We start from the raw sequence: 17,399 nt of genomic DNA on the forward strand, positions 1-17,399 counted from the left end.
CCACCGGGCCCCGCGACGTGATCCGACCCGGCGGAGAAATCGGACACGGCAGAGCCACCGGGCCCCGCGACGTGATCCGACCCGGCGGAGAGGTCGGACGCGGCAGAGCCACCGGGCCCCGCGACGTGATCCAACCCTCCGGACCGATCCGGCCTGGCGGGGCGACCCGACCCAGCAGAGCGACCCGACCCAGCAGAGCGACCCGACCCGGCAGAGCGACCCGACCCGGCGGCTTCACCCGACCCCACCGACCTGCCTCGACCTGCCACCCCGGCGGGACCACTGGCCGCTTCGTCCGGCGAGGCACCAGCCGCCCCGGCACCCACAGGACCGGAAGCCTGACCGCCACCGGTAGCCCCACCAGGGCCGGCAGCCCCGGCAGCCTCGGAAGACCTGGCATCACCGGCGGACCCGAGAGACCCGTCAGACCCGGATCCGGCCGGGCCCGTAGACCCAACGAGACCGGCAGTCCCCGAAGACGTGGCGCCTTCGGCAGGTCCCGCAGGACCCGAAGGCCTCGCGGGTCCTGCAGGCCCAGAAGCATCGGCCGAGCCAGCGGGACCGGCAGGGTCCTCAGGACCAGAAGGACCAGCAGACCTGACCGGCCCGACGGGGTCGGCGGGATCGGCGGGTGTGGCAGGACCCGAGGGCCTGCTCGGGCTGTCGTCATCCGCTGACCCCACGGGCCCGGCGGAGCCGCTGTCCCCCGCCGAGCCCGTGGACCCGGCCGGGGCGGCGAAATGCGACGCGGCGGGACCCGACGCGCTGGGACCCGACGCGCTGGGACCCGACGCGCTCGGACCCGACGCGGTGGGACCCGACGCGCTCGGACCCGACGCGGTGGGACCCGACGCGCTCGGACCCGACGCGGTGGGACCCGACGCGGCGGACCCCGGGGCGACCGTGCCCGAGCCGGTAGAGCCCGACGCGGCGGAACCCGGAACGGGCGTACCCGAGGCAGCGGAGTCGGGGGCGGCGGGGCGTGGGGCGGTGGGGCCGGGGGTGGTCGGGGCGTCGGGATGAGGACCGGCGGCGTCCGGGTCCCGGACCAGCGCTGCCAGCGCCCGCGAGCCCCGCCGCCGGCGCCCCTCCTCCCCCGGTGGTCGCGCCGCCACCCGGCGCAGGGCCGCGGCGGCCGGCTCGTGTGACAGCCGCTCGGCGGGATCCTTGCGCATGAGCCCCAGCACGACCCCCTCCAGCCGGTCGGCGCGCCGCATCGGCCGCGGCTCCCGCATGAGGATGGCGGCCATGATCGCGACGGGGCTGTCCATCGGGTACGGCGGGACGCCCTCCACCGCCGTGTACAGCGTCGCCCCCAGCGCCCACAGGTCGCTCGCCTCGGTGGCGGGCGCGCCTTCGAGCCGTTCGGGCGCCATGTACGCGGGCGACCCCATGAGCATGCCGGTCGCGGTGAGCGTCGGGGAGTCGGCGACGTGCGCGATGCCGAAGTCGGTCAGCACCACTCCCCCGTCGTCGAGCAGGAGGACGTTGGCCGGTTTGACGTCCCGGTGGGTGATTCCCGCGGTGTGGGCGGTGCGCAGGGCGTCCAGGACCTTGACGCCGATGTCGGCGGCGACTGGCTCCGGCAGCGGGCCGGTCCGCGCCACCGCCTGTGCCAGGGAGGAGGCGGCGAGCAGTTCCATGACGATCCACGGATGGCCCTCGTCCATGACCACGTCGTGGATGGTGATCACATAGGGGTTGCGCAGCCGCGCCGCCGCCCTGGCCTCGCGCAGCACACGGGCGAACGCGCGCTCCCTGTCCTTGTCGGCCATCCAGCCGGGGACCAGCACCTGCTTGAGCGCCACGGGCCGGTCGAGCACCTGGTCGTGGGCTCGCCACACGACGCCCATCCCGCCACGCCCCAGTTCGTCGGACAGCAGGTACCTGCCGCCGACCAGCCGTATCCCGGAGGGTTCACCCACGCTCCGCTTCCACCCCTGTCGCCGTTCGCATCCCGTTACGTCAACACTCGCATGAGATGCCCCGTTCTCGAACCCTGGGCTCGGACCGGAACCGGGATGGCAGGCCGTCCGGACGGCAGTGCCCACATCCTGACCGGCAAGGCCCGCACCGTCAGCCGACGCCCCACCACACCGGCCCGGCCCGCCGACAACCCGGCGACCGGCCGTCCCGGAAGGAGCGGACGACCTCCTGAACGATCAGACCGGCAACGTCGTGGCCGGACCCGATGCCCCCGGCCGACCAGGCAGCAGCCGACGACCTCTGAACGATCAGATCAGCAGGGCCGGAGCCGACGCCCCCGGCTCACCGGCTGGCCAGACAGCAGCCGACGAAGTCCTGGACGATCGGGTTGGCGTCGTCGGCCGGGGCCCAGGCGACGCCGACCTCGCTGGGACCGACACCGCTGACCGGCCGGTAGGTGACGCCGGGTCGCGCGTAGAACCGGGCGGCCGATTCGGGGGCCAGGGCGATGCCGTACCCGTTGGCGATCGCACTGAGCCAGTCGTCCGGCTGGTCGGTGACGGCGCCGATGCGGACCGGATGGCCGTCACGCTCGTCGACAGCCAGCCAGTAGTCCCGCCAGGGGCCGGGTTCGGGCGGGGCCGCCACGAACGGCTCGTCCCACAGGTCCCGGAAGGGGATCAGTTCCCGTGTGGCGAGCGGGTGCGCCGAGGGCAGCGCGACCCAGCGGGGCTCGGTGAACAGCACCTCGACGCGCAGGGCGTCCTGGCCGGGAAAGGGCAGGCGCAGCAGGGCGACGTCGACCTCTCCGTCGGCGAGTCCGGCCGCCGGGTCCGACCATGCCGCCTGGCGCATGTCGACCCGCCAGCCCGGCCGGCACCGGGCGAAGGCCGCGATGATGTCCTGGGTGGCCTCGTTGGCGGCGCTGGCCAGGAAGCCGACCCGCAGCACGCGGGCCGCCCGGCCGGCCACGCGCCTGGTCTCCCGCAGCACCCGGTCCCAGTCGTCCAGCAGGGCGGGGACCTGCTCCGCCAGGGCCCGGCCCGGTTCGGTGAGAGCCATTCCGGCTCGGGAACGGGTGAACAGCCGTACGCCGAGCTGCGATTCGAGCTGCCTGATCTGCTTGGTCAGCGCCGGTTGCGACACGAACAGCCGTTCCGCGGCCCGGGTGAGGCTGCCGTCCTCCGCCACGGCGACGAAGTACCGCAGCAAGCGGGTGTCGACATCCATGCCGTCAGGTTATAGATGCAGGTATTGGACGTCCAAGCCGGCGCTCGACGAGGCTTGGTGCAGGTGGCCGCGACGGTCCACGGTGGTGGAGACACCCCGGCCACCCGACCTCGCCGACACTTGCCGCATCCCGGCCGAACGGAGGCCCTCCGCATGTCCATCGCCTATGTCCTGGTCACCCTCGTCACGATCGTGGTGAACGCCGGGGCCGCTTCCGCCGACTTCGCTCGGGCCCGGTTCGTCCTGGCCAACTCGGCTGAGCTGGGCATCTCGCACTCGTGGATCCCGCTGCTGGCCGCCCTGAAAGCCGCCGGCGCCGCCGGGCTCCTGCTCGGGCTCCTGGGTGTTCCGTTCATCGGGATCGCCGCCGCGATCGGACTCGTCCTGTTCTTCGTCGGCGCCGTCGCCCTCCACGTGCGCACGCGGGTGTTCCACAACATCGCTTTCCCCGGCGGTTTCCTCGCGCTGGCCGTCGCGTCACTCGTCCTGTCCACCGCGTCGGGCGCCACCGCCTGACCAGGGGTTCGCCCACCGGCCCGCCGGCGATCACGACGTGACCGCAGGCTCTCGGGGCGCCGGAAAGACGTGACCGCGGGCTCTCAGGGCGCCGGAAAGACGTGACCGCGGGTTCTCAGGGCGTCGGAAATGACGAAAGGCCACCGTGACCCCGGTGGCCTCTTCTGTCCCTGCCGTACCGGCGAAGCGCTCAGACCGCGGCGGCGATGGGGGTGCGGCCGCGGCTGAGGATCCAGGCCATCGCGGCCAGGCTCGCGACCTGTAGCGGCCAGCCCATCAGCACCTTGGCGATGCCCAGCGCGGCGATCGCCTCGTCGCCGCCGCCGAACAGGTAGATCGGCAGTTGCACCGCCACCCGCACCACACACGGCAGCATGAGCAGCCACGTCAGCCTGGTGCACAGCTTCACGACGCTCGGCTCCTTGTGCCACCCGGTGGGATCGCCGGTGACCGAGCCGATGATGAAGCCGACGACCGGCCACCGGGCCAGGATGGAGACCAGCATGGCCGCGGCGTATCCGGCGTTGTACAGGATGCCCGGCAGGTAGACGTCGCGCGCGTCACCGGTGCGGGAGGCGAAGAACCAGCCGATGCCGATGCCGATCAGGCTGTTGATCACGAACTGTGGCGTGGAGCGCTGCACGAGGCGCGCCACCAGCAGCACGCCCGCGATGGACGCGCTGATGATGAGCGACTTGTTGAGCTGCCCGGTCACCAGCCACGACACGGTGAAGGCGATGGTCGGCACCGCGGCCTCCACGATGCCGCGGATGCCGCCGAGCGCCTTCGACAGCTGCGCCCTGATGGCCGCCTCAACGGTCTGGTGTGCCGTAGCCTGCTCTGTCACGTGTTCGCTAGCTCCCTGTCAGGCGCCTGGGCGCAGTTCGTAGCGCGGGTTGAACATCACCTTGCGCCCGTCTTGCATGCTGACCAGGCCCTCGGCTTTGACGGCGCGGCCCGGCTCGATGCCCGCGATCTTGCGTCGGCCCAGCCACACCAGGTCGATCACGTCGGAGCCGTCGTAGAGCTCGGCCTCCAGCGCGGGGGCGCCGCCCCGGGGCCGCAACGTCACCGTTCGTAGCGTACCCGCTACGCAGAAGCGCCGCCTGCCTCCGCAGGAGACGATCGGCGTGGCGCCCGCCTGGTCGGCGTCTTCCCGCAGCTCCTCGGCCTCCAGCTCGGCCTGCGTGGAGGCCAGTCTGCTGAAGAATCCGCGCAATCCCCCGCGTTTGGAGGGCTCTGCCGTACTAGTCATGATGACCCAGCTTATGCGATGCGGCGCTCAACGGGTCTCGGTGATTTCCGGCCCTCTCGTGAACGGGTCGAGACCGGCTTCCGGGGCGCCAGGCGCGGCGTGCCGGTCGCCGGGAATGCGCAGCAGGATGGGCTCTTCGGGAGCCATGGGCTCCTCGCCGCGGACCACGACGACGTCGCGGATGACGGCCTCGAACGGCCCGGCCGCGGCGGCGTCGACGGCGGCCTTGCCGTTGATCACCGCGCGCAGGAACCAGCGCGGGCCGTCGATGCCCACGTAGCGGACCGGCTGGGCGCCGCCTTCGGCGGGGATGGTGCCGACGAGCTCGGGGCCGAACGGGCCCTCGGTCGTCTCGACCGTGCCGCCCGCCTCCTTCACGCTGGCGGCCAGCTTGGTCCTGACCTCCTCCCACAGCCCTCCCCGCTTGGGCGCGGCGAAGGCGTGCAGTTGCAGGGCGCTGTCGCCCTGGATGACCACCACGCCGATCGGCTGGTCGCCGGCCACCGCGATCTGCACGTCGAAGCCAGAGCCGATGTTGACGCGCATGCCGCCGAGATCGACGCGGTCGGCCTCGGGGTGCGGCTCGTCGGCGTCCCACGGGCCCGATTCGCGTATGTCCTGCGGCTGCTGGACGGCCGCCTCGGCGGCAGCCTGCTCGGGCTGCTCACGCCTGCGACGTCGGAACACTGTCGATCACTCCCTATCTGCCCGTGGAACCGAAGCCGTTGTTCCCGCGCACGGAGCCGGGCAGCCGCTCGACCTCGTAGAAGGTGGCCCGCTCGACCCGCTGGACGACCAGCTGGGCGATGCGGTCGCCGCGGCGCAGCCGGACCGGCTCCTTGGTGTCGGTGTTGAGAAGCGTCACCTTGATCTCGCCCCGGTAGCCGGCGTCGACGGTGCCCGGCGCGTTGACGAGCGTGACGCCGTGCCTGGCGGCCAGACCGGACCGTGGGTGCACGAAGGCGGCGTAGCCGTCGGGCAGCGCGATCGCCACGCCGGTGCCGACCAGTGCCCGCTCGCCCGGCAGCAGCTCGACGTCCGCCGCGGCCACCAGATCCGCCCCCGCGTCGCCCGGGTGGGCGTAGCTCGGCGCCGGCAGGTCGGGGTCGAGGCGGTGAATGAGCACCTCTACGGTCATGCGGTCTCCTCGCTACACCCCAACGTACGCGTCATGAGGCATGAGACTACCCCTTGGACTGCTCGGATTCCTTCTCCGCGGGCGGCTGCGGCGATGGTGGCGTCTCCGCCGTCGGGGGCGGCGGCTTCTCCGCCGGTGGCAACGCGGGGGTCTCGTGCCGGAGCTCGGGGAGCGCCCGGTAGATGACCGCCGCGACGGGTACGGCCACGGCCGCCCCCGCGATGCCGCCGAGGATGCCGCCCACGGCCAGCACGATGATGATCGCCAGAGGGTGGAAGTTGAGCGCCCGCCCCACGATGAGCGGCTGCAGCACGTGGTTTTCCAGCTGCTGCTCGACGATGAGCACCGCCAGGAAGATCAGCGCCTTGAGCGGGCTGGTGGTGCCGAGCGTGACCAGCGTGGCCACCGTGCCGGCGATGAAGATGCCGATGATGGGGATGAAGCTGGCCAGGAAGATGAGGATGGCCAGCGGCGCCCACAGCGGCACGCCGAGCCCGGCCAGCACGATGCCCATGAGCAGGCCGTGGACGGCGGCGACGGCCACCGTGCCCTGCACGTAGTGGGAGACGGTGGTCCACGCGGCCCGGCCCGCCCGGTCGACGCGCGAGGACATCCCGCCGAAGCCCTTGAGGAACCACGACCAGATCCGGTCGCCGTCCTTGAGCAGGAAGAAGGTCACGAACAGCATGAGCACGATCGAGGCGAGCACCTCGATGGCGACCTGCCCCGCGGTCAGCACGGTGTTGGTGAGGGCGGCCTGCGAGGTCTTCAGCTGGTTGGTGATGGTCTGGACCCAGTCGTCGAGCTGCTTGGTGTCGAGGTGGATGGGTCCGGTCACCAGCCAGTCGCGCAGCTCGTTGATCGATTTCTGCACCTGGTCGACCACGGTCGGGAACTCGTCGCTGGCTCTGGCCCCGATGAGCCAGCCCGCGCCGACCAGGACGGCGAGCGCGATCAGCAGCGTGATCCAGGTGGCGTAGATGGGCCGCAGACCCGCACGGGTCAGCCTGCTGGTCAGCGGAAAGAGCAGCGCGGTCAGCAACAGCGCGATCGCCACCGGCAGGGCCACGAAGCTGAGCCTGGCCACTATCGAGGCGAAGACGTAGACGACCACGCCGACGACGATCAGGCACGCACTCCAGGCGGCCATCTTGGCCACGACGGGAGGTACCAGCTGGGTTGGGCGGTCGGAGAACACATGTTCAAGACTGGCATGTCACCGGCCCGAACGCGCGCGGTTATCGCCGTCGACGAAAGATACGGGGGTACGGCGCGGGCCGTACCCCCGCAAATCACGCCAGTTCGACGGAGACGGTCAGCTCCTCGGCCGGCTCCAGCACGAACTCGTCGACGTTGCCGGAGCCGCACAGGTCGTCGGCGCCCTGGCGGACCAGCCCGGCCTGCGGCGTGCCGACGGTGAGCCTGGCGATCTCGGCGCGCATCGACACCTTGGCCTCGGACTTGGCCTTGCGGACCTGCCGCAGCACCTCCGACACCTCCGCCAGCAGCGCGGGGTCGCCCTGGCCTGGCTCGGCCACGGGCCACGAGGCGCGGTGGACCGACCCGTCACGCCACCACGACCACACCTCTTCGGTGACGAACGGCAGGAACGGCGCGAACAGCCGCAGCTGCACGTCGAGCGCCTGCCTGAGCGCGGCGTGCGCGGAGGAGGCCGCCGCGTCGCCGTCGTAGGCGCGGGCCTTGACCAGCTCGAGGTAGTCGTCGCAGAAGGACCAGAAGAAGCGCTCGGCCACCTCCAGGGCCCGCGCGTAGTCGTAGCCCTCGAAGGCGTCGGTGGCCTCACGCACCGTCTGCGCCAGCGCGGCCAGCATCGACAGGTCGAGCGGCTCGGTGACCCGGTCTCCCTCGGGGAAGCCGAGCACGAACTTCGACGCGTTGAGGATCTTGATCGCCAGCCGGCGGCCGATCTTCATCTGGCCGGTGTCGAAGGCGGTGTCGGTGCCGGGACGGCCGCCCGCCGCCCAGTAGCGGACGGCGTCGGAGCCGTACTCCTCCAGCATCGCCATGGGCGTGGTGGCGTTGCCCTTGGACTTCGACATCTTCTTGCGGTCGGGATCGAGGATCCAGCCCGAGATCGCCACGTTCCTGAACGGCAGCGAGTCGAACTCCTGGTGGGCGCGGACCACCGTGGAGAACAGCCAGGTGCGGATGATCTCGTGGGCCTGGGGCCGCAGGTCCATCGGGAAGACCCGCGCGAACAGGTCGGGGTCCTGCTCCCAGCCGCCGACGATCTCCGGCGACAGCGACGAGGTGGCCCAGGTGTCCATGACGTCGGTGTCGCCGACGAACCCGCCCGGCACGCCGCGCTGGTCCTCGGTGTAGCCGGGCGGCACGTCGGAGGAGGGGTCGATGGGCAGCGTGTCCTCGGCCGGCAGGATCAGCGCCCCGGTGTCGACCTCGTACCAGACGGGGAACGGCACGCCGAAGAAACGCTGGCGGGAGATCAGCCAGTCGCCCGCCAGGCCCTTGACCCAGTTGTCGTAGCGCACCCGCATGTGCGGCGGGTGCCAGACCAGCTCGGCGCCCCTGGCCAGCAGCCGCTCGCGCAGCTCGGCGTCGCGCCCGCCGTTGCGGATGTACCACTGGCGGGTGGTGACGATCTCGAGGGGCTTGTCGCCCTTCTCGTAGAACTTCACCGGGCGGCTGACGGGGCGGGGCTCGCCGGCGAGGTCGCCGGAGGCGCGCAGCATCTCGACGATCCGCTCGCGGGCGCTGTGGACGGTCTTGCCCGCCAGCTCCTTGTACGGCTCGGCCTCCACGCCGTCCGGCGGCTCGGGCAGCAGCCTGCCGTCCCAGCCGATGACGGGCCTGGTGGGCAGGTTGAGCTCGCGCCACCAGGTGACGTCGGTGACGTCGCCGAAGGTGCAGATCATCGCGATGCCGGAGCCCTTGTCGGGCTCGGCCAGGTGGTGGGCCAGGACCGGCACCTCGGCGCCGAACAGCGGCGACAGCACGCTGGTGCCGAACAGGCGCTGGTAGCGCTCGTCGTCGGGGTGGGCGACGAGGGCGACGCAGGCCGGGATCAGCTCGGGCCTGGTGGTCTCGATCCAGACCGGGCCCTGGTCACCGTAGAAGGAGACGCGGTGGAAGGCGCCCGGCCACTCCCTGTCCTCCAGCTCGGCCTGGGCGACGGCGGTGCGGAAGGTGACGTCCCACAGCGTCGGCGCCTCGGCCTGGTAGGCCTCGCCCCTGGCCAGGTTGCGCAGGAAGGCGCGCTGGGAGGCGGCGCGGGAGGCGCCGTCGATGGTGGCGTAGGTCAGGCTCCAGTCGACCGACAGGCCCAGCCGCCGCCACAGGTGCTCGAAGGCCTTCTCGTCCTCCAGGGTGAGCCGCTCGCACAGCTCGACGAAGTTGCGCCGGGAGATGCTGATCTGCTGCTTGCCCGGCTTGTCGGGCGGCCGGAAGGAGGGGTCGTAGGGCACGGAGGCGTCGCAGCGCACGCCGAAGTGGTTCTGCACCCTGCGCTCGGTCGGCAGGCCGTTATCGTCCCACCCCATGGGGTAGAAGACCTCGCGCCCGCGCATCCGCTGGTAACGGGCGATGGTGTCGGTGTGGGTGTAGGAGAAGACGTGTCCGACGTGGAGCGAGCCGGAGACGGTCGGCGGCGGGGTGTCGATGGAGTAGATCTGCTCCCGCGTCTTCGACCGGTCGAAGCGGTAGACGCCATCGGAGTCCCAGCGCTCTACCCATACCTGCTCCAGGCCGTCGAGAGTGGGTTTCTCGGGCATGGGCACAGGGCGTGATCGCTGAGTCATGCCTCCAAATGGTACGCGGCGAAGGCGAATAGGGTTGCACACATGAAGACAGAGGAGAAGCCCGACCTGGCGTGGCGGGTGATCGGCGGCCTGGTGGGTCTTGCCACCGCCTGGGCGGCCAAGAAGCTGCTCGGCTACGCCTGGTTGAAGGTGACCGGCAAGCAGCCGCCCGTCGACACCGAGTCCGACGAGGTCGGCATGGCCGAGGCGATCGGCTACGCGGTGGTGATGGGCGTGGGCATGCAGGTGGCCCAGATCGTGGTCAACAAGACCGCGAAGAAGCGCTACCTGGCCTGGAAGTCGCTCAAGACTCCAGAGCAGTGAGGAACTCGCTCGCCCAGCGGTCGACGTCGTAGGTAGACACCCGCCGGCGCAGCGCGCGCATCCGCCGGGCCACCTCGTGCGGGGTGGCCCGCATGGCGGTCATCATCGTCCGCTTGAGCCCCTCGACGTCGTAGGGGTTGACCAGGTAGGCCTGCCGCAGCTCGTCGGCGGCGCCGGCGAACTCGCTCAGCACCAGCGCCCCGCGCAGGTCGTGGTGGCAGGAGACGTACTCCTTGGCCACCAGGTTCATCCCGTCGCGCAGCGGCGTCACGACCATCACGTCGGCCGCCAGGTAGAGGGCGGCCAGCTCGTCGCGGTCGTGCGACTGGTGGAAGTACTGGATCGGCTGGTGGCCGAGCAGGGAGTGCTCGCCGTTGATCCTGCCCACCTGCAGCTCGATGTCGTCGCGGAGCCTGCGGTACTCCTCGACGCGTTCCCTGCTCGGTGTGGCGATCTGGACGAACACCGCCTCGCCCGGGCTGACCTGGCCCTCGCCCAGCAGCTCGCCGAAGGCCTCCAGGCGCTGGCCGATGCCTTTGGTGTAGTCGAGCCGGTCGACGCCCAGCAGCACGTGTTCGGGGTCGCCGAGTTCGGCGCGGATCTCCTTGGCGCGCTGCACGATGTGCTGCTCGCGGACCAGGACGTCGAGTTCGGAGAAGTCGACCGAGATGGGGAAGGCCTGCGCGGTGACGACGCGGTCGCCGACGTAGACCTCGTTGCTCTTGTACGACAGCCCGAGCAGGCGGCGGCACAGCCTGATGAAGTTGGAGGCGCCGCCCGGCAGCTGGAAGCCGACCAGGTCGGCGCCGAGCAGGCCCTCCAGCAGCTCGGTACGCCACGGCAGGCGCCAGAACAGCTCGACCGGCGGGAAGGGGATGTGCAGGAAGAAGCCGATGCGCAGGTCGGGCCGGCGCTCACGGAGCATGGCGGGCACGAGCTGCAGCTGGTAGTCCTGGATCCAGACGACCGCCCCCTCCGCCGCGGTCGCGGCGGCCGCGTCGGCGAAGCGCTCGTTGACTCGCCGGTAGGCCTCCCACATGGGGCGCTCGAAGACGGGTGTGGCGACCACGTCGTGGTAGAGGGGCCAGAGGGTGGCGTTGGAGAAGCCCTCGTAGTAGAGCTCGACCTCCTCGGCCGACAGCGGGACCGGGATCAGGCTCATGCCTTCGTGTTCGAACGGCCGCAGGTGCTCGTCCGGCGCGCCGTGCCAGCCGAGCCAGGCGCCCTGGCGGCGCTGCATGACGGGCGCGATGGCCGTGACGAGCCCGCCGGGGCTCCTGCGCCATGAGGCCGTGCCGTCGGGTTCCGTCGTCCTGTCCACCGGCAACCGGTTGGCGACGATCAGAAACGAGCTGCGGCCGGTCACGCATGTCCTCCTGGGAGTCGAGGGTCCGCAGACCCATACCCCGGACGTGCACAAAGAAACACAAATCGGTCAACTGTCCCAGATGTAAAATCCTTTCCCCGTCTTGCGGCCCAGCTCCCCTCTGGCCACCATCGCCCGCAGCAGGGCGGGCGGCTCGAAGCGGGCACCGAGCCTGGCGTGCAGGTACTCGGCGATGGCCAGCCGTACGTCGAGGCCGACCAGGTCGCCGAGCCGGAGCGGGCCCATGGGGTGGTTGTAGCCGAGGGTCATGGCGGTGTCGATGTCCTCGGCGCCGGCCACGCCCTCCTCGACCATGCGGATGGCCTCCAGGCCGAGGAGCACGCCGAGGCGGCTGGTGGCGAAGCCGGGCGAGTCGTTGACCACCACGCCCGTCTTGCCCAGCGCCTCGACGTGCCGCCGGGCCGCGGCCAGCACCGCGGGCGGCGTGTGCGGGGTGACGACGATCTCGACCAGGCGCTGGACCGGGACGGGGTTGAAGAAGTGCAGGCCGATCAGCCGGTGCGGGCCGCGCAGCGCGGCCGACAGCTCGCTGACGGACAGCGAGCTGGTGTTGGTGGCCAGCAGCGCCTGCGGCCCGACGCGCGCCTCGGCCTCGGCCAGGACCTCGGCCTTGAGCTTCGGGTCCTCCGGCACCGCCTCGATCACCAGGTCGGCCGTCTCGGGCACCGGGCCGAGAGACAGCCGCCGCAGCGCCTCGGCGGCGCGCACGTCCGGCTGCCGGGACTCGGCCGTCCGCAGACCCTTGGCGATGCGCTCGGCGGCCGCCCCGGCCGCGCGGTCGTCGGCCTCCTGGACGGTCACCAGCGCGCCGGTGGCGAGGAAGACCTGGGCGATGCCGGCGCCCATGCGACCGCCGCCGATCACCGCGACCCGCACACTCATCTCACGCCGCCGGGTCAGGCGTGGCGACGCGACTGGACGACGAAGAACCGGCTCGCCACGTACCCCGGATCGGTGAGCGAGGCGGTGGCGGCCGGATTGGCCCCGGTGCCGTGGTAGTCGCTGAAGGCCGCCGACTGGTTGACGAACACCCCGCCGGTCAGGTTGCACGACAGGTTGACCCCCGCGTCGAGCGCCGCCCGCTCGGCCGCCTCGAGCACCTGAGCGGAGGTGGAGTAGACCGAGGCGGTCAGCGCGCCGCGGGCCGAGATCGTCCGCCGCAGCACGGCCAGGGACTCCTCGGTGGACCCCGTGGCGATGACGAAGGCGATCGGGCCGAAGTGCTCGCGCCCGTAGATCTCCTCGTCGGCCTGGGAGAGCTTGACGATCACCGGGGTGCGCACGGTCGCCTCGGGGAAGGAGGGGTGGGCCACCGCCCTGGACTCCAGGACGACCTCGCCGAGGGAGGGCGCCGCCTCCAGCCGGCCCAGCACGCCCGCGTTGACGATCGCGCCGGTGAACTCGACGGCCCTGGTGTCGTCGCCGAGCAGCCGCGTGACGGCGCCGGCCAGGTCGGTGGCCACCTCGGCGAAGCTCTTGTGACCCGCGTCGGTCTCGATGCCGCCGGAGGGGATGAGGATGTTCTGCGGCGCCGTGCACATCTGGCCGCTGTAGAGCGACAGCGAGAAGGCGATGTTGCCGAGCATGCCCCGGTAGGAGTCGGTGGAGTCGACGACGATCGGGTTGACCCCGGCCTTCTCGGTGTGCACGAGCGCCTGGGTGGCGTTGCGCTCCAGCCAGTCGCCGTACTCGGTGGAGCCGGTGAAGTCGACGATCCGCACGTCGGGATGAGTGGCGAGCTGGGTGGCCAGGCCCTGGCCCTCCTCGGCGGCGAGCGTGACGAGGTTGGGGTCGAAGCCGGCCTCCTCCAGCACCTGCCTGGCGACGGCCACGGTGATGGCCAGCGGCAGGATCGCGCCCGGGTGCGGCTTGACGATGACCGGGTTGCCGGTGACCAGCGAGGCGAACAGCCCCGGGTAGGCGTTCCAGGTGGGGAAGGTGTTGCAGCCGATGACCAGGCTGACGCCGCGCGGCACGACGGTGAACGTCTTGTCCATGACCAGCGGGTCACCCTTGCCGGGCTTCTCCCACCGCGCGTGGGGCCGGGCGGCGGTCATGGCGGCCAGGCCGTAGGCGACGGCCTCGAGCCCGCGATCCTGCGCGTGGGGCCCGCCGGCCTGGAAGGCCATGACGAACGCCTGCCCGGTGGTGTGCTGGACGGCGTTGGCGATCTCGAAGCTGCGCTGGTTGATCCGGTGCAGGATCTCGGCGCAGACCTGCGCGCGCACCTGCGGGCCCGCGTCGCGCCAGGCGGGCATCGCGGCTCCGGCGACGTCGACGAGCTGCTCGGGCGACGGCTCCGGATAGGTCACCCCCAGCTCCATCCCGTACGGCGAGCGCTCGGCGCCGATCCACAGGCCGGTGCCCGGCTGGTCGAGCGGGAAGGGCTTGCCCAGGTAGGACTCGAAGGCCTCCTTGCCCCGCTCGGCCGCGCCCTCGCCGTAGACCCGGGGGCTCGGCGACTCGGGGTAGGCGCTCCAGTAGCCCCGCTCGGCGATGGCCTCCATGGCCCGGCTGAGCGTCTGCCTGTGCTGGTCGAACATGGTCGCCCCTCCCTTGACAGGACCTGCGGACGATGATGTGTTTACCGAACATTCGGTCAGCTGACAAGGGAGACATCCGTGTCGCGCCGGCGTGTCCGCGCCTGCGGGAGGAGGAGCCATGATCTCGTCGGACGAGCTGGCCGCGCTGCAGCTGGAGCGGCTGCGGTGGACCCTCGACCACGCCTACCGCAACGTCGCGCTGTACCGGGAGAAGTTCGACGCGGCGGGGGTCCATCCGGCTGACTGCAAGAAGCTGGACGACCTGGCCATGTTCCCCTTCACCACCAAGGACGACCTGCGGTCCCGCTACCCGTTCGGCATGTTCGCGGTGCCGCGCGAGCAGGTGGTGCGCATCCACGCCTCCAGCGGCACGACCGGCAGGCCCACCGTGGTGGGCTACACCAGGCGCGACATCGACACCTGGGCCGACGTCATGGCCAGGTCGCTCAGGGCGGCCGGCGGCAGGCCCGGCGACATCGTGCACGTCGCCTACGGCTACGGGCTGTTCACCGGCGGGCTCGGCGCGCACTACGGCGCCGAGCGGCTCGGCTGCACGGTGGTGCCGGTCTCCGGCGGCATGACGCCCCGCCAGGTCCAGCTCATCACCGACTTCCGCCCCGACGTCATCATGGTGACGCCGTCGTACATGCTGGCGCTGCTGGAGGAGTTCGAGGCGCAGGGGCTCGACCCGCGCGCGACCTCGCTGCGGGTCGGCCTGTTCGGCGCCGAGCCGTGGACGGAGGAGATGCGCGCCGAGATCGAGGACGCCTTCGGCCTGGACGCCGTCGACATCTACGGCCTGTCGGAGGTCATCGGCCCCGGCGTGGCCCAGGAGTGCGTCGAGACGAAGGACGGCCTGCACATCTGGGAGGACCACTTCTATCCCGAGATCGTCGACGCGGACGCCTCCGGCAGGGGCGAGCTGGTCTTCACCTCGCTCACGAAGGAGGCCATGCCCGTCATCCGCTACCGCACCCACGACCTGACCCGCCTGCTGCCCGGTACGGCGATGCCCGCCTTCCGGCGGATGGAGAAGGTGCGGGGCCGTACCGACGACATGATCATCCTGCGCGGCGTCAACGTCTTCCCCACGCAGATCGAGGAGATCGTGCTGCGCACGCCGGGCCTGTCGCCGCACTTCCTGATCGAGCTGAGCAGGCCCGGGCGCCTCGACGTGATGACGGTCCGGGTGGAGGCCGCCCCGGGGGCCGAAGGCGCCGGCGAGGCGCTCGCCAGGACGGTCAAGGACACCGTCGGCGTGACGATCGCGGTCGAGCTCGTGGCGCAGGGGACGCTGGCCAGGTCGGCGGGAAAGCTCCAGCGCGTAGTGGACCTTCGGGATAATTAGCCCATGACCACCACTCCGACCCGTCAGCGCGGGCGCGGGCACGACCCCGAGTCCGTCCTGCACACGGCCGTGACGGTGTTCAACGAGCGCGGCTACGACGGCACCAGCATGGAGGACCTCGCCCGCGCCCTCGGGATGACCAAGTCGGCGATCTACTACCACGTGCCGGGCAAGGAGCAGCTGCTCGCCCGGGCCCTCGACCGGGCGCTGGACGGCCTGTTCACGATGATCGCCGACCCCATGGCCACCTCGGGCCCCGCGATCGCGCGGCTGGAGTGGGTGGTCCGGCGCAGCGTGTCGATCCTCGTCGAACGGCTGCCGTACGTGACACTGTTGCTGAGGGTGCGCGGCAACAGCGCCACCGAGCAGCAGGCGCTCGAGCGGCGGAGGGAGTTCGACAGGTTCGTCAGCCACCTGGTGAAGGAGGCCGCGGCCGAGGGGCACATCAGACCGGACGTGGATCCCGCGCTGGTGACACGGTTGCTGTTCGGCACGGTCAACTCGATCACCGAGTGGTACCAGCCGTCACGCGGCGGATCGGCCGACGAGCTGGCCGAGGCGATCCTGACGATCGCCTTCGACGGGTTGCGCACCCGTTGACGCGGACCCCAGGGGCGCGACGGGGGAAGGGCCACGCCACCTGGGCGCGGATCAGCTCTCGAGCTCGGCGGCGTCGGCGGGCCGCGGCAGAGCGGACCCCTTGATGCGCAGGTCGGCGCGGATCGCCGCGCCGAGTCGCCTGGTCGCGGCCCGGTTGAGCGCGCCACCGGCCACGGCTCCGGTCAGGAACGGGCCGAGCGTCGTCAGGTGCCGTCCGAGGGTCCGCATCAGCCTGTTGCGGAGCGCCGTCTTCGCGGCCCCGCCCAGCGCGAGCGTGACCGAGGCGGGGGCGAGGGGGTCGATGCCGCGTTGCTTGGACCACGCCACGGTGAAGGCGACGGCCCGCTGGGTGCCCGTGCCCGGCACCTCGACGCCGTAGACCTGGTGGAGCTCGGCCAGCAGCTTGACCTCGATCGCGGCCACCAGGATGGTCTCGGCGACCAGCTGGGCGGGCGCCGACAGCAGCAGCGGGGGCGCGGCGAACTCGGCGGCGGCCAGTGCCCCGCCGATCGCGCCGATCGTCATCGTCGCCTTCTGCGCGGTGCGGACGAGATCGTCGGCCAGTTGCTCGCCGGTGAGGCCGTGGTGGTGGTCGGACAGGGTCGCGAGGTCTCGGATGGGGATGCGCGGTGCGATCTTCAGGAAGACCTCGGCCAGCCACCTGCCCCGGCCGACGCCCGAGGCCTGCGCCTTCCTGGCTCCCTCGGACAGTGCCGCGCCGAGGCGGCCGAGCAGCCTGCGCCGCTCGGCGCTCTTCAGCTCACCGGGCCGCACCAGGCGGCCGACGAGCTCGCCTACCTCGTTGTCGAGGTCCGCGGCCTCGTGTTCGCGATCCTCGTCCGCGGTGGAGGCAGCGGACGACTCTGCGACCGTCGGGTCGTTCACAGGGTCGTCCCGCTCCTCATTCCTGGATGACACGATGAGGTGCCCTCTCCGTCAGGCGGCGCACTCCTTGCAGACCTGCTGCCCGTTCCTCTCGGAGGCCAGCTGGCTGCGGTGGTGCACAAGGAAGCACCGCGAGCAGGTGAACTCGTCGGCCTGGCGAGGGATCACCCGCAGGGACAGCTCCTCGTTCGACAGGTCAGCACCGGGCAGCTCCAGCGACTCGGCGAGGTCGGTCTCGTCGATGTCGATGCTGCCGGACGACTTGTCAGTGCGCCGCGCCTGGAGTTCCTGGAGGCTGTCCTCCCCCAGGTCGTCGTCGGTCTTGCGCGGGCTGTCGTAGTCGGTTGCCATTGTGCTCGCTCCATCCCCCTCATCTATGGTCTCGCGCTCGTCGCGCGTGTCTAACGTCCGAGAGGCCCATCTTGTGCCCGATTCCTCCGGGAGATTTGTGCATCGGTACCCCGAAGGAAC

The 17,399-nt window shown here is 71.5% G+C and carries 17 protein-coding genes and 1 pseudogene; 5 read left to right on the top strand and 13 right to left on the bottom strand.

Annotated features, from left to right (window positions below):
• Nucleotides 1–633: 633 nt before the first annotated feature.
• A complete protein-coding gene (locus ACWENQ_RS12940) occupies nucleotides 634–1,023 on the top strand; it encodes a hypothetical protein (protein WP_452414533.1) in 390 nt (129 codons plus the stop codon).
• Nucleotides 1,024–1,199: 176 nt separating this feature from the next.
• On the opposite strand, the pseudogene ACWENQ_RS12945 reads toward ACWENQ_RS12940, so the two are convergent.
• A pseudogene (locus ACWENQ_RS12945) lies at nucleotides 1,200–1,853 on the bottom strand (serine/threonine-protein kinase); the annotation flags it as partial.
• Between the two features lie 415 nt (nucleotides 1,854–2,268).
• The gene (locus ACWENQ_RS12950; protein ID WP_452414219.1) at nucleotides 2,269–3,156 is read right to left on the bottom strand and encodes a LysR family transcriptional regulator; all 888 of its coding nucleotides are present in this window, start codon (nucleotides 3,154–3,156) and stop codon (nucleotides 2,269–2,271) included.
• Nucleotides 3,157–3,309: 153 nt separating this feature from the next.
• Here ACWENQ_RS12950 and ACWENQ_RS12955 point away from each other — a divergent pair, with 153 nt between their 5' ends.
• Nucleotides 3,310–3,672 carry a DoxX family protein gene (locus ACWENQ_RS12955; RefSeq protein ID WP_354904496.1) on the top strand — a complete coding sequence of 121 codons (363 nt, stop codon included), beginning with the start codon at nucleotides 3,310–3,312 and terminating at the stop codon, nucleotides 3,670–3,672.
• Between the two features lie 190 nt (nucleotides 3,673–3,862).
• On the opposite strand, the gene ACWENQ_RS12960 is transcribed toward ACWENQ_RS12955, so the two are convergent.
• From ACWENQ_RS12960 to valS, 6 genes are all read right to left on the bottom strand, one after another.
• Nucleotides 3,863–4,519 carry a DUF3159 domain-containing protein gene (locus ACWENQ_RS12960; RefSeq protein WP_452414221.1) on the bottom strand — a complete coding sequence of 219 codons (657 nt, stop codon included), beginning with the start codon at nucleotides 4,517–4,519 and terminating at the stop codon, nucleotides 3,863–3,865.
• An 18-nt stretch (nucleotides 4,520–4,537) separates the two neighbouring features.
• Complete coding sequence (locus ACWENQ_RS12965; RefSeq protein ID WP_354904501.1) at nucleotides 4,538–4,927, bottom strand: OB-fold nucleic acid binding domain-containing protein; 390 nt, start codon at nucleotides 4,925–4,927, stop codon at nucleotides 4,538–4,540.
• 27 nt (nucleotides 4,928–4,954) lie between these two features.
• Nucleotides 4,955–5,614 (bottom strand): DUF3710 domain-containing protein, encoded by a 660-nt coding sequence (locus ACWENQ_RS12970; protein WP_449924464.1) that lies wholly within the window; start codon nucleotides 5,612–5,614, stop codon nucleotides 4,955–4,957.
• 13 nt (nucleotides 5,615–5,627) lie between these two features.
• Nucleotides 5,628–6,065: a dUTP diphosphatase gene (gene dut, locus ACWENQ_RS12975; RefSeq protein ID WP_449924466.1), complete on the bottom strand. Its 438-nt coding sequence runs from the start codon at nucleotides 6,063–6,065 to the stop codon at nucleotides 5,628–5,630.
• A 46-nt stretch (nucleotides 6,066–6,111) separates the two neighbouring features.
• The gene (locus ACWENQ_RS12980) at nucleotides 6,112–7,263 is read right to left on the bottom strand and encodes an AI-2E family transporter (protein ID WP_452414223.1); all 1,152 of its coding nucleotides are present in this window, start codon (nucleotides 7,261–7,263) and stop codon (nucleotides 6,112–6,114) included.
• Between the two features lie 94 nt (nucleotides 7,264–7,357).
• Nucleotides 7,358–9,814, bottom strand: coding sequence for a valine--tRNA ligase (valS, locus tag ACWENQ_RS12985; RefSeq protein ID WP_452414224.1), 2,457 nt, complete (start codon nucleotides 9,812–9,814; stop codon nucleotides 7,358–7,360).
• A 69-nt stretch (nucleotides 9,815–9,883) separates the two neighbouring features.
• On the opposite strand from valS, the gene ACWENQ_RS12990 reads away from it, so the two are divergent.
• Complete coding sequence (locus ACWENQ_RS12990; protein ID WP_449924475.1) at nucleotides 9,884–10,165, top strand: DUF4235 domain-containing protein; 282 nt, start codon at nucleotides 9,884–9,886, stop codon at nucleotides 10,163–10,165.
• On the opposite strand, the gene ACWENQ_RS12995 is transcribed toward ACWENQ_RS12990, so the two are convergent.
• From ACWENQ_RS12995 to paaN, 3 genes are all read right to left on the bottom strand, one after another.
• Nucleotides 10,146–11,531, bottom strand: a complete 1,386-nt coding sequence (locus ACWENQ_RS12995; RefSeq protein WP_354904514.1) for an alpha,alpha-trehalose-phosphate synthase (UDP-forming) — start codon at nucleotides 11,529–11,531, stop codon at nucleotides 10,146–10,148. The genes ACWENQ_RS12990 and ACWENQ_RS12995 overlap by 20 nt on opposite strands.
• A gap of 69 nt (nucleotides 11,532–11,600) precedes the next feature.
• Complete coding sequence (locus ACWENQ_RS13000) at nucleotides 11,601–12,434, bottom strand: 3-hydroxyacyl-CoA dehydrogenase family protein (RefSeq protein WP_452414226.1); 834 nt, start codon at nucleotides 12,432–12,434, stop codon at nucleotides 11,601–11,603.
• A gap of 14 nt (nucleotides 12,435–12,448) precedes the next feature.
• The gene (gene paaN, locus ACWENQ_RS13005) at nucleotides 12,449–14,095 is read right to left on the bottom strand and encodes a phenylacetic acid degradation protein PaaN (protein WP_452414228.1); all 1,647 of its coding nucleotides are present in this window, start codon (nucleotides 14,093–14,095) and stop codon (nucleotides 12,449–12,451) included.
• A 118-nt stretch (nucleotides 14,096–14,213) separates the two neighbouring features.
• Between paaN and paaK the strand changes: the two genes are divergently transcribed.
• Both paaK and ACWENQ_RS13015 read left to right on the top strand, forming a co-directional pair.
• Nucleotides 14,214–15,443 (top strand): phenylacetate--CoA ligase PaaK, encoded by a 1,230-nt coding sequence (gene paaK / locus ACWENQ_RS13010; RefSeq protein ID WP_449924484.1) that lies wholly within the window; start codon nucleotides 14,214–14,216, stop codon nucleotides 15,441–15,443.
• A 3-nt stretch (nucleotides 15,444–15,446) separates the two neighbouring features.
• Nucleotides 15,447–16,043, top strand: a complete 597-nt coding sequence (locus ACWENQ_RS13015) for a TetR/AcrR family transcriptional regulator (protein WP_449924485.1) — start codon at nucleotides 15,447–15,449, stop codon at nucleotides 16,041–16,043.
• A gap of 51 nt (nucleotides 16,044–16,094) precedes the next feature.
• Here ACWENQ_RS13015 and ACWENQ_RS13020 read toward each other — a convergent pair whose 3' ends face one another.
• The gene (locus tag ACWENQ_RS13020; RefSeq protein ID WP_449924488.1) at nucleotides 16,095–16,928 is read right to left on the bottom strand and encodes a hypothetical protein; all 834 of its coding nucleotides are present in this window, start codon (nucleotides 16,926–16,928) and stop codon (nucleotides 16,095–16,097) included.
• A 51-nt stretch (nucleotides 16,929–16,979) separates the two neighbouring features.
• Nucleotides 16,980–17,279, bottom strand: coding sequence for a DUF4193 domain-containing protein (locus ACWENQ_RS13025; protein WP_354904527.1), 300 nt, complete (start codon nucleotides 17,277–17,279; stop codon nucleotides 16,980–16,982).
• Nucleotides 17,280–17,399 lie beyond the last annotated feature (120 nt).

It is taken from the genome of Nonomuraea sp. NPDC004354, assembly GCF_053602555.1.

Bases quoted from the DNA above. Each gene is read 5' to 3' on its own strand.
- ACWENQ_RS12950 (WP_452414219.1), bottom strand. From the start codon at position 3,156: ATGGATGTCGACACCCGCTTGCTGCGGTACTTCGTCGCCGTGGCGGAG.
- ACWENQ_RS12955 (WP_354904496.1), top strand. From the start codon at position 3,310: ATGTCCATCGCCTATGTCCTGGTCACCCTCGTCACGATCGTGGTGAAC.
- ACWENQ_RS12965 (WP_354904501.1), bottom strand. From the start codon at position 4,927: ATGACTAGTACGGCAGAGCCCTCCAAACGCGGGGGATTGCGCGGATTC.
- dut (WP_449924466.1), bottom strand. From the start codon at position 6,065: ATGACCGTAGAGGTGCTCATTCACCGCCTCGACCCCGACCTGCCGGCG.
- valS (WP_452414224.1), bottom strand. From the start codon at position 9,814: ATGCCCGAGAAACCCACTCTCGACGGCCTGGAGCAGGTATGGGTAGAG.
- ACWENQ_RS12990 (WP_449924475.1), top strand. From the start codon at position 9,884: ATGAAGACAGAGGAGAAGCCCGACCTGGCGTGGCGGGTGATCGGCGGC.
- ACWENQ_RS13000 (WP_452414226.1), bottom strand. From the start codon at position 12,434: ATGAGTGTGCGGGTCGCGGTGATCGGCGGCGGTCGCATGGGCGCCGGC.
- paaN (WP_452414228.1), bottom strand. From the start codon at position 14,095: ATGTTCGACCAGCACAGGCAGACGCTCAGCCGGGCCATGGAGGCCATC.
- paaK (WP_449924484.1), top strand. From the start codon at position 14,214: ATGATCTCGTCGGACGAGCTGGCCGCGCTGCAGCTGGAGCGGCTGCGG.
- ACWENQ_RS13015 (WP_449924485.1), top strand. From the start codon at position 15,447: ATGACCACCACTCCGACCCGTCAGCGCGGGCGCGGGCACGACCCCGAG.
- ACWENQ_RS13025 (WP_354904527.1), bottom strand. From the start codon at position 17,279: ATGGCAACCGACTACGACAGCCCGCGCAAGACCGACGACGACCTGGGG.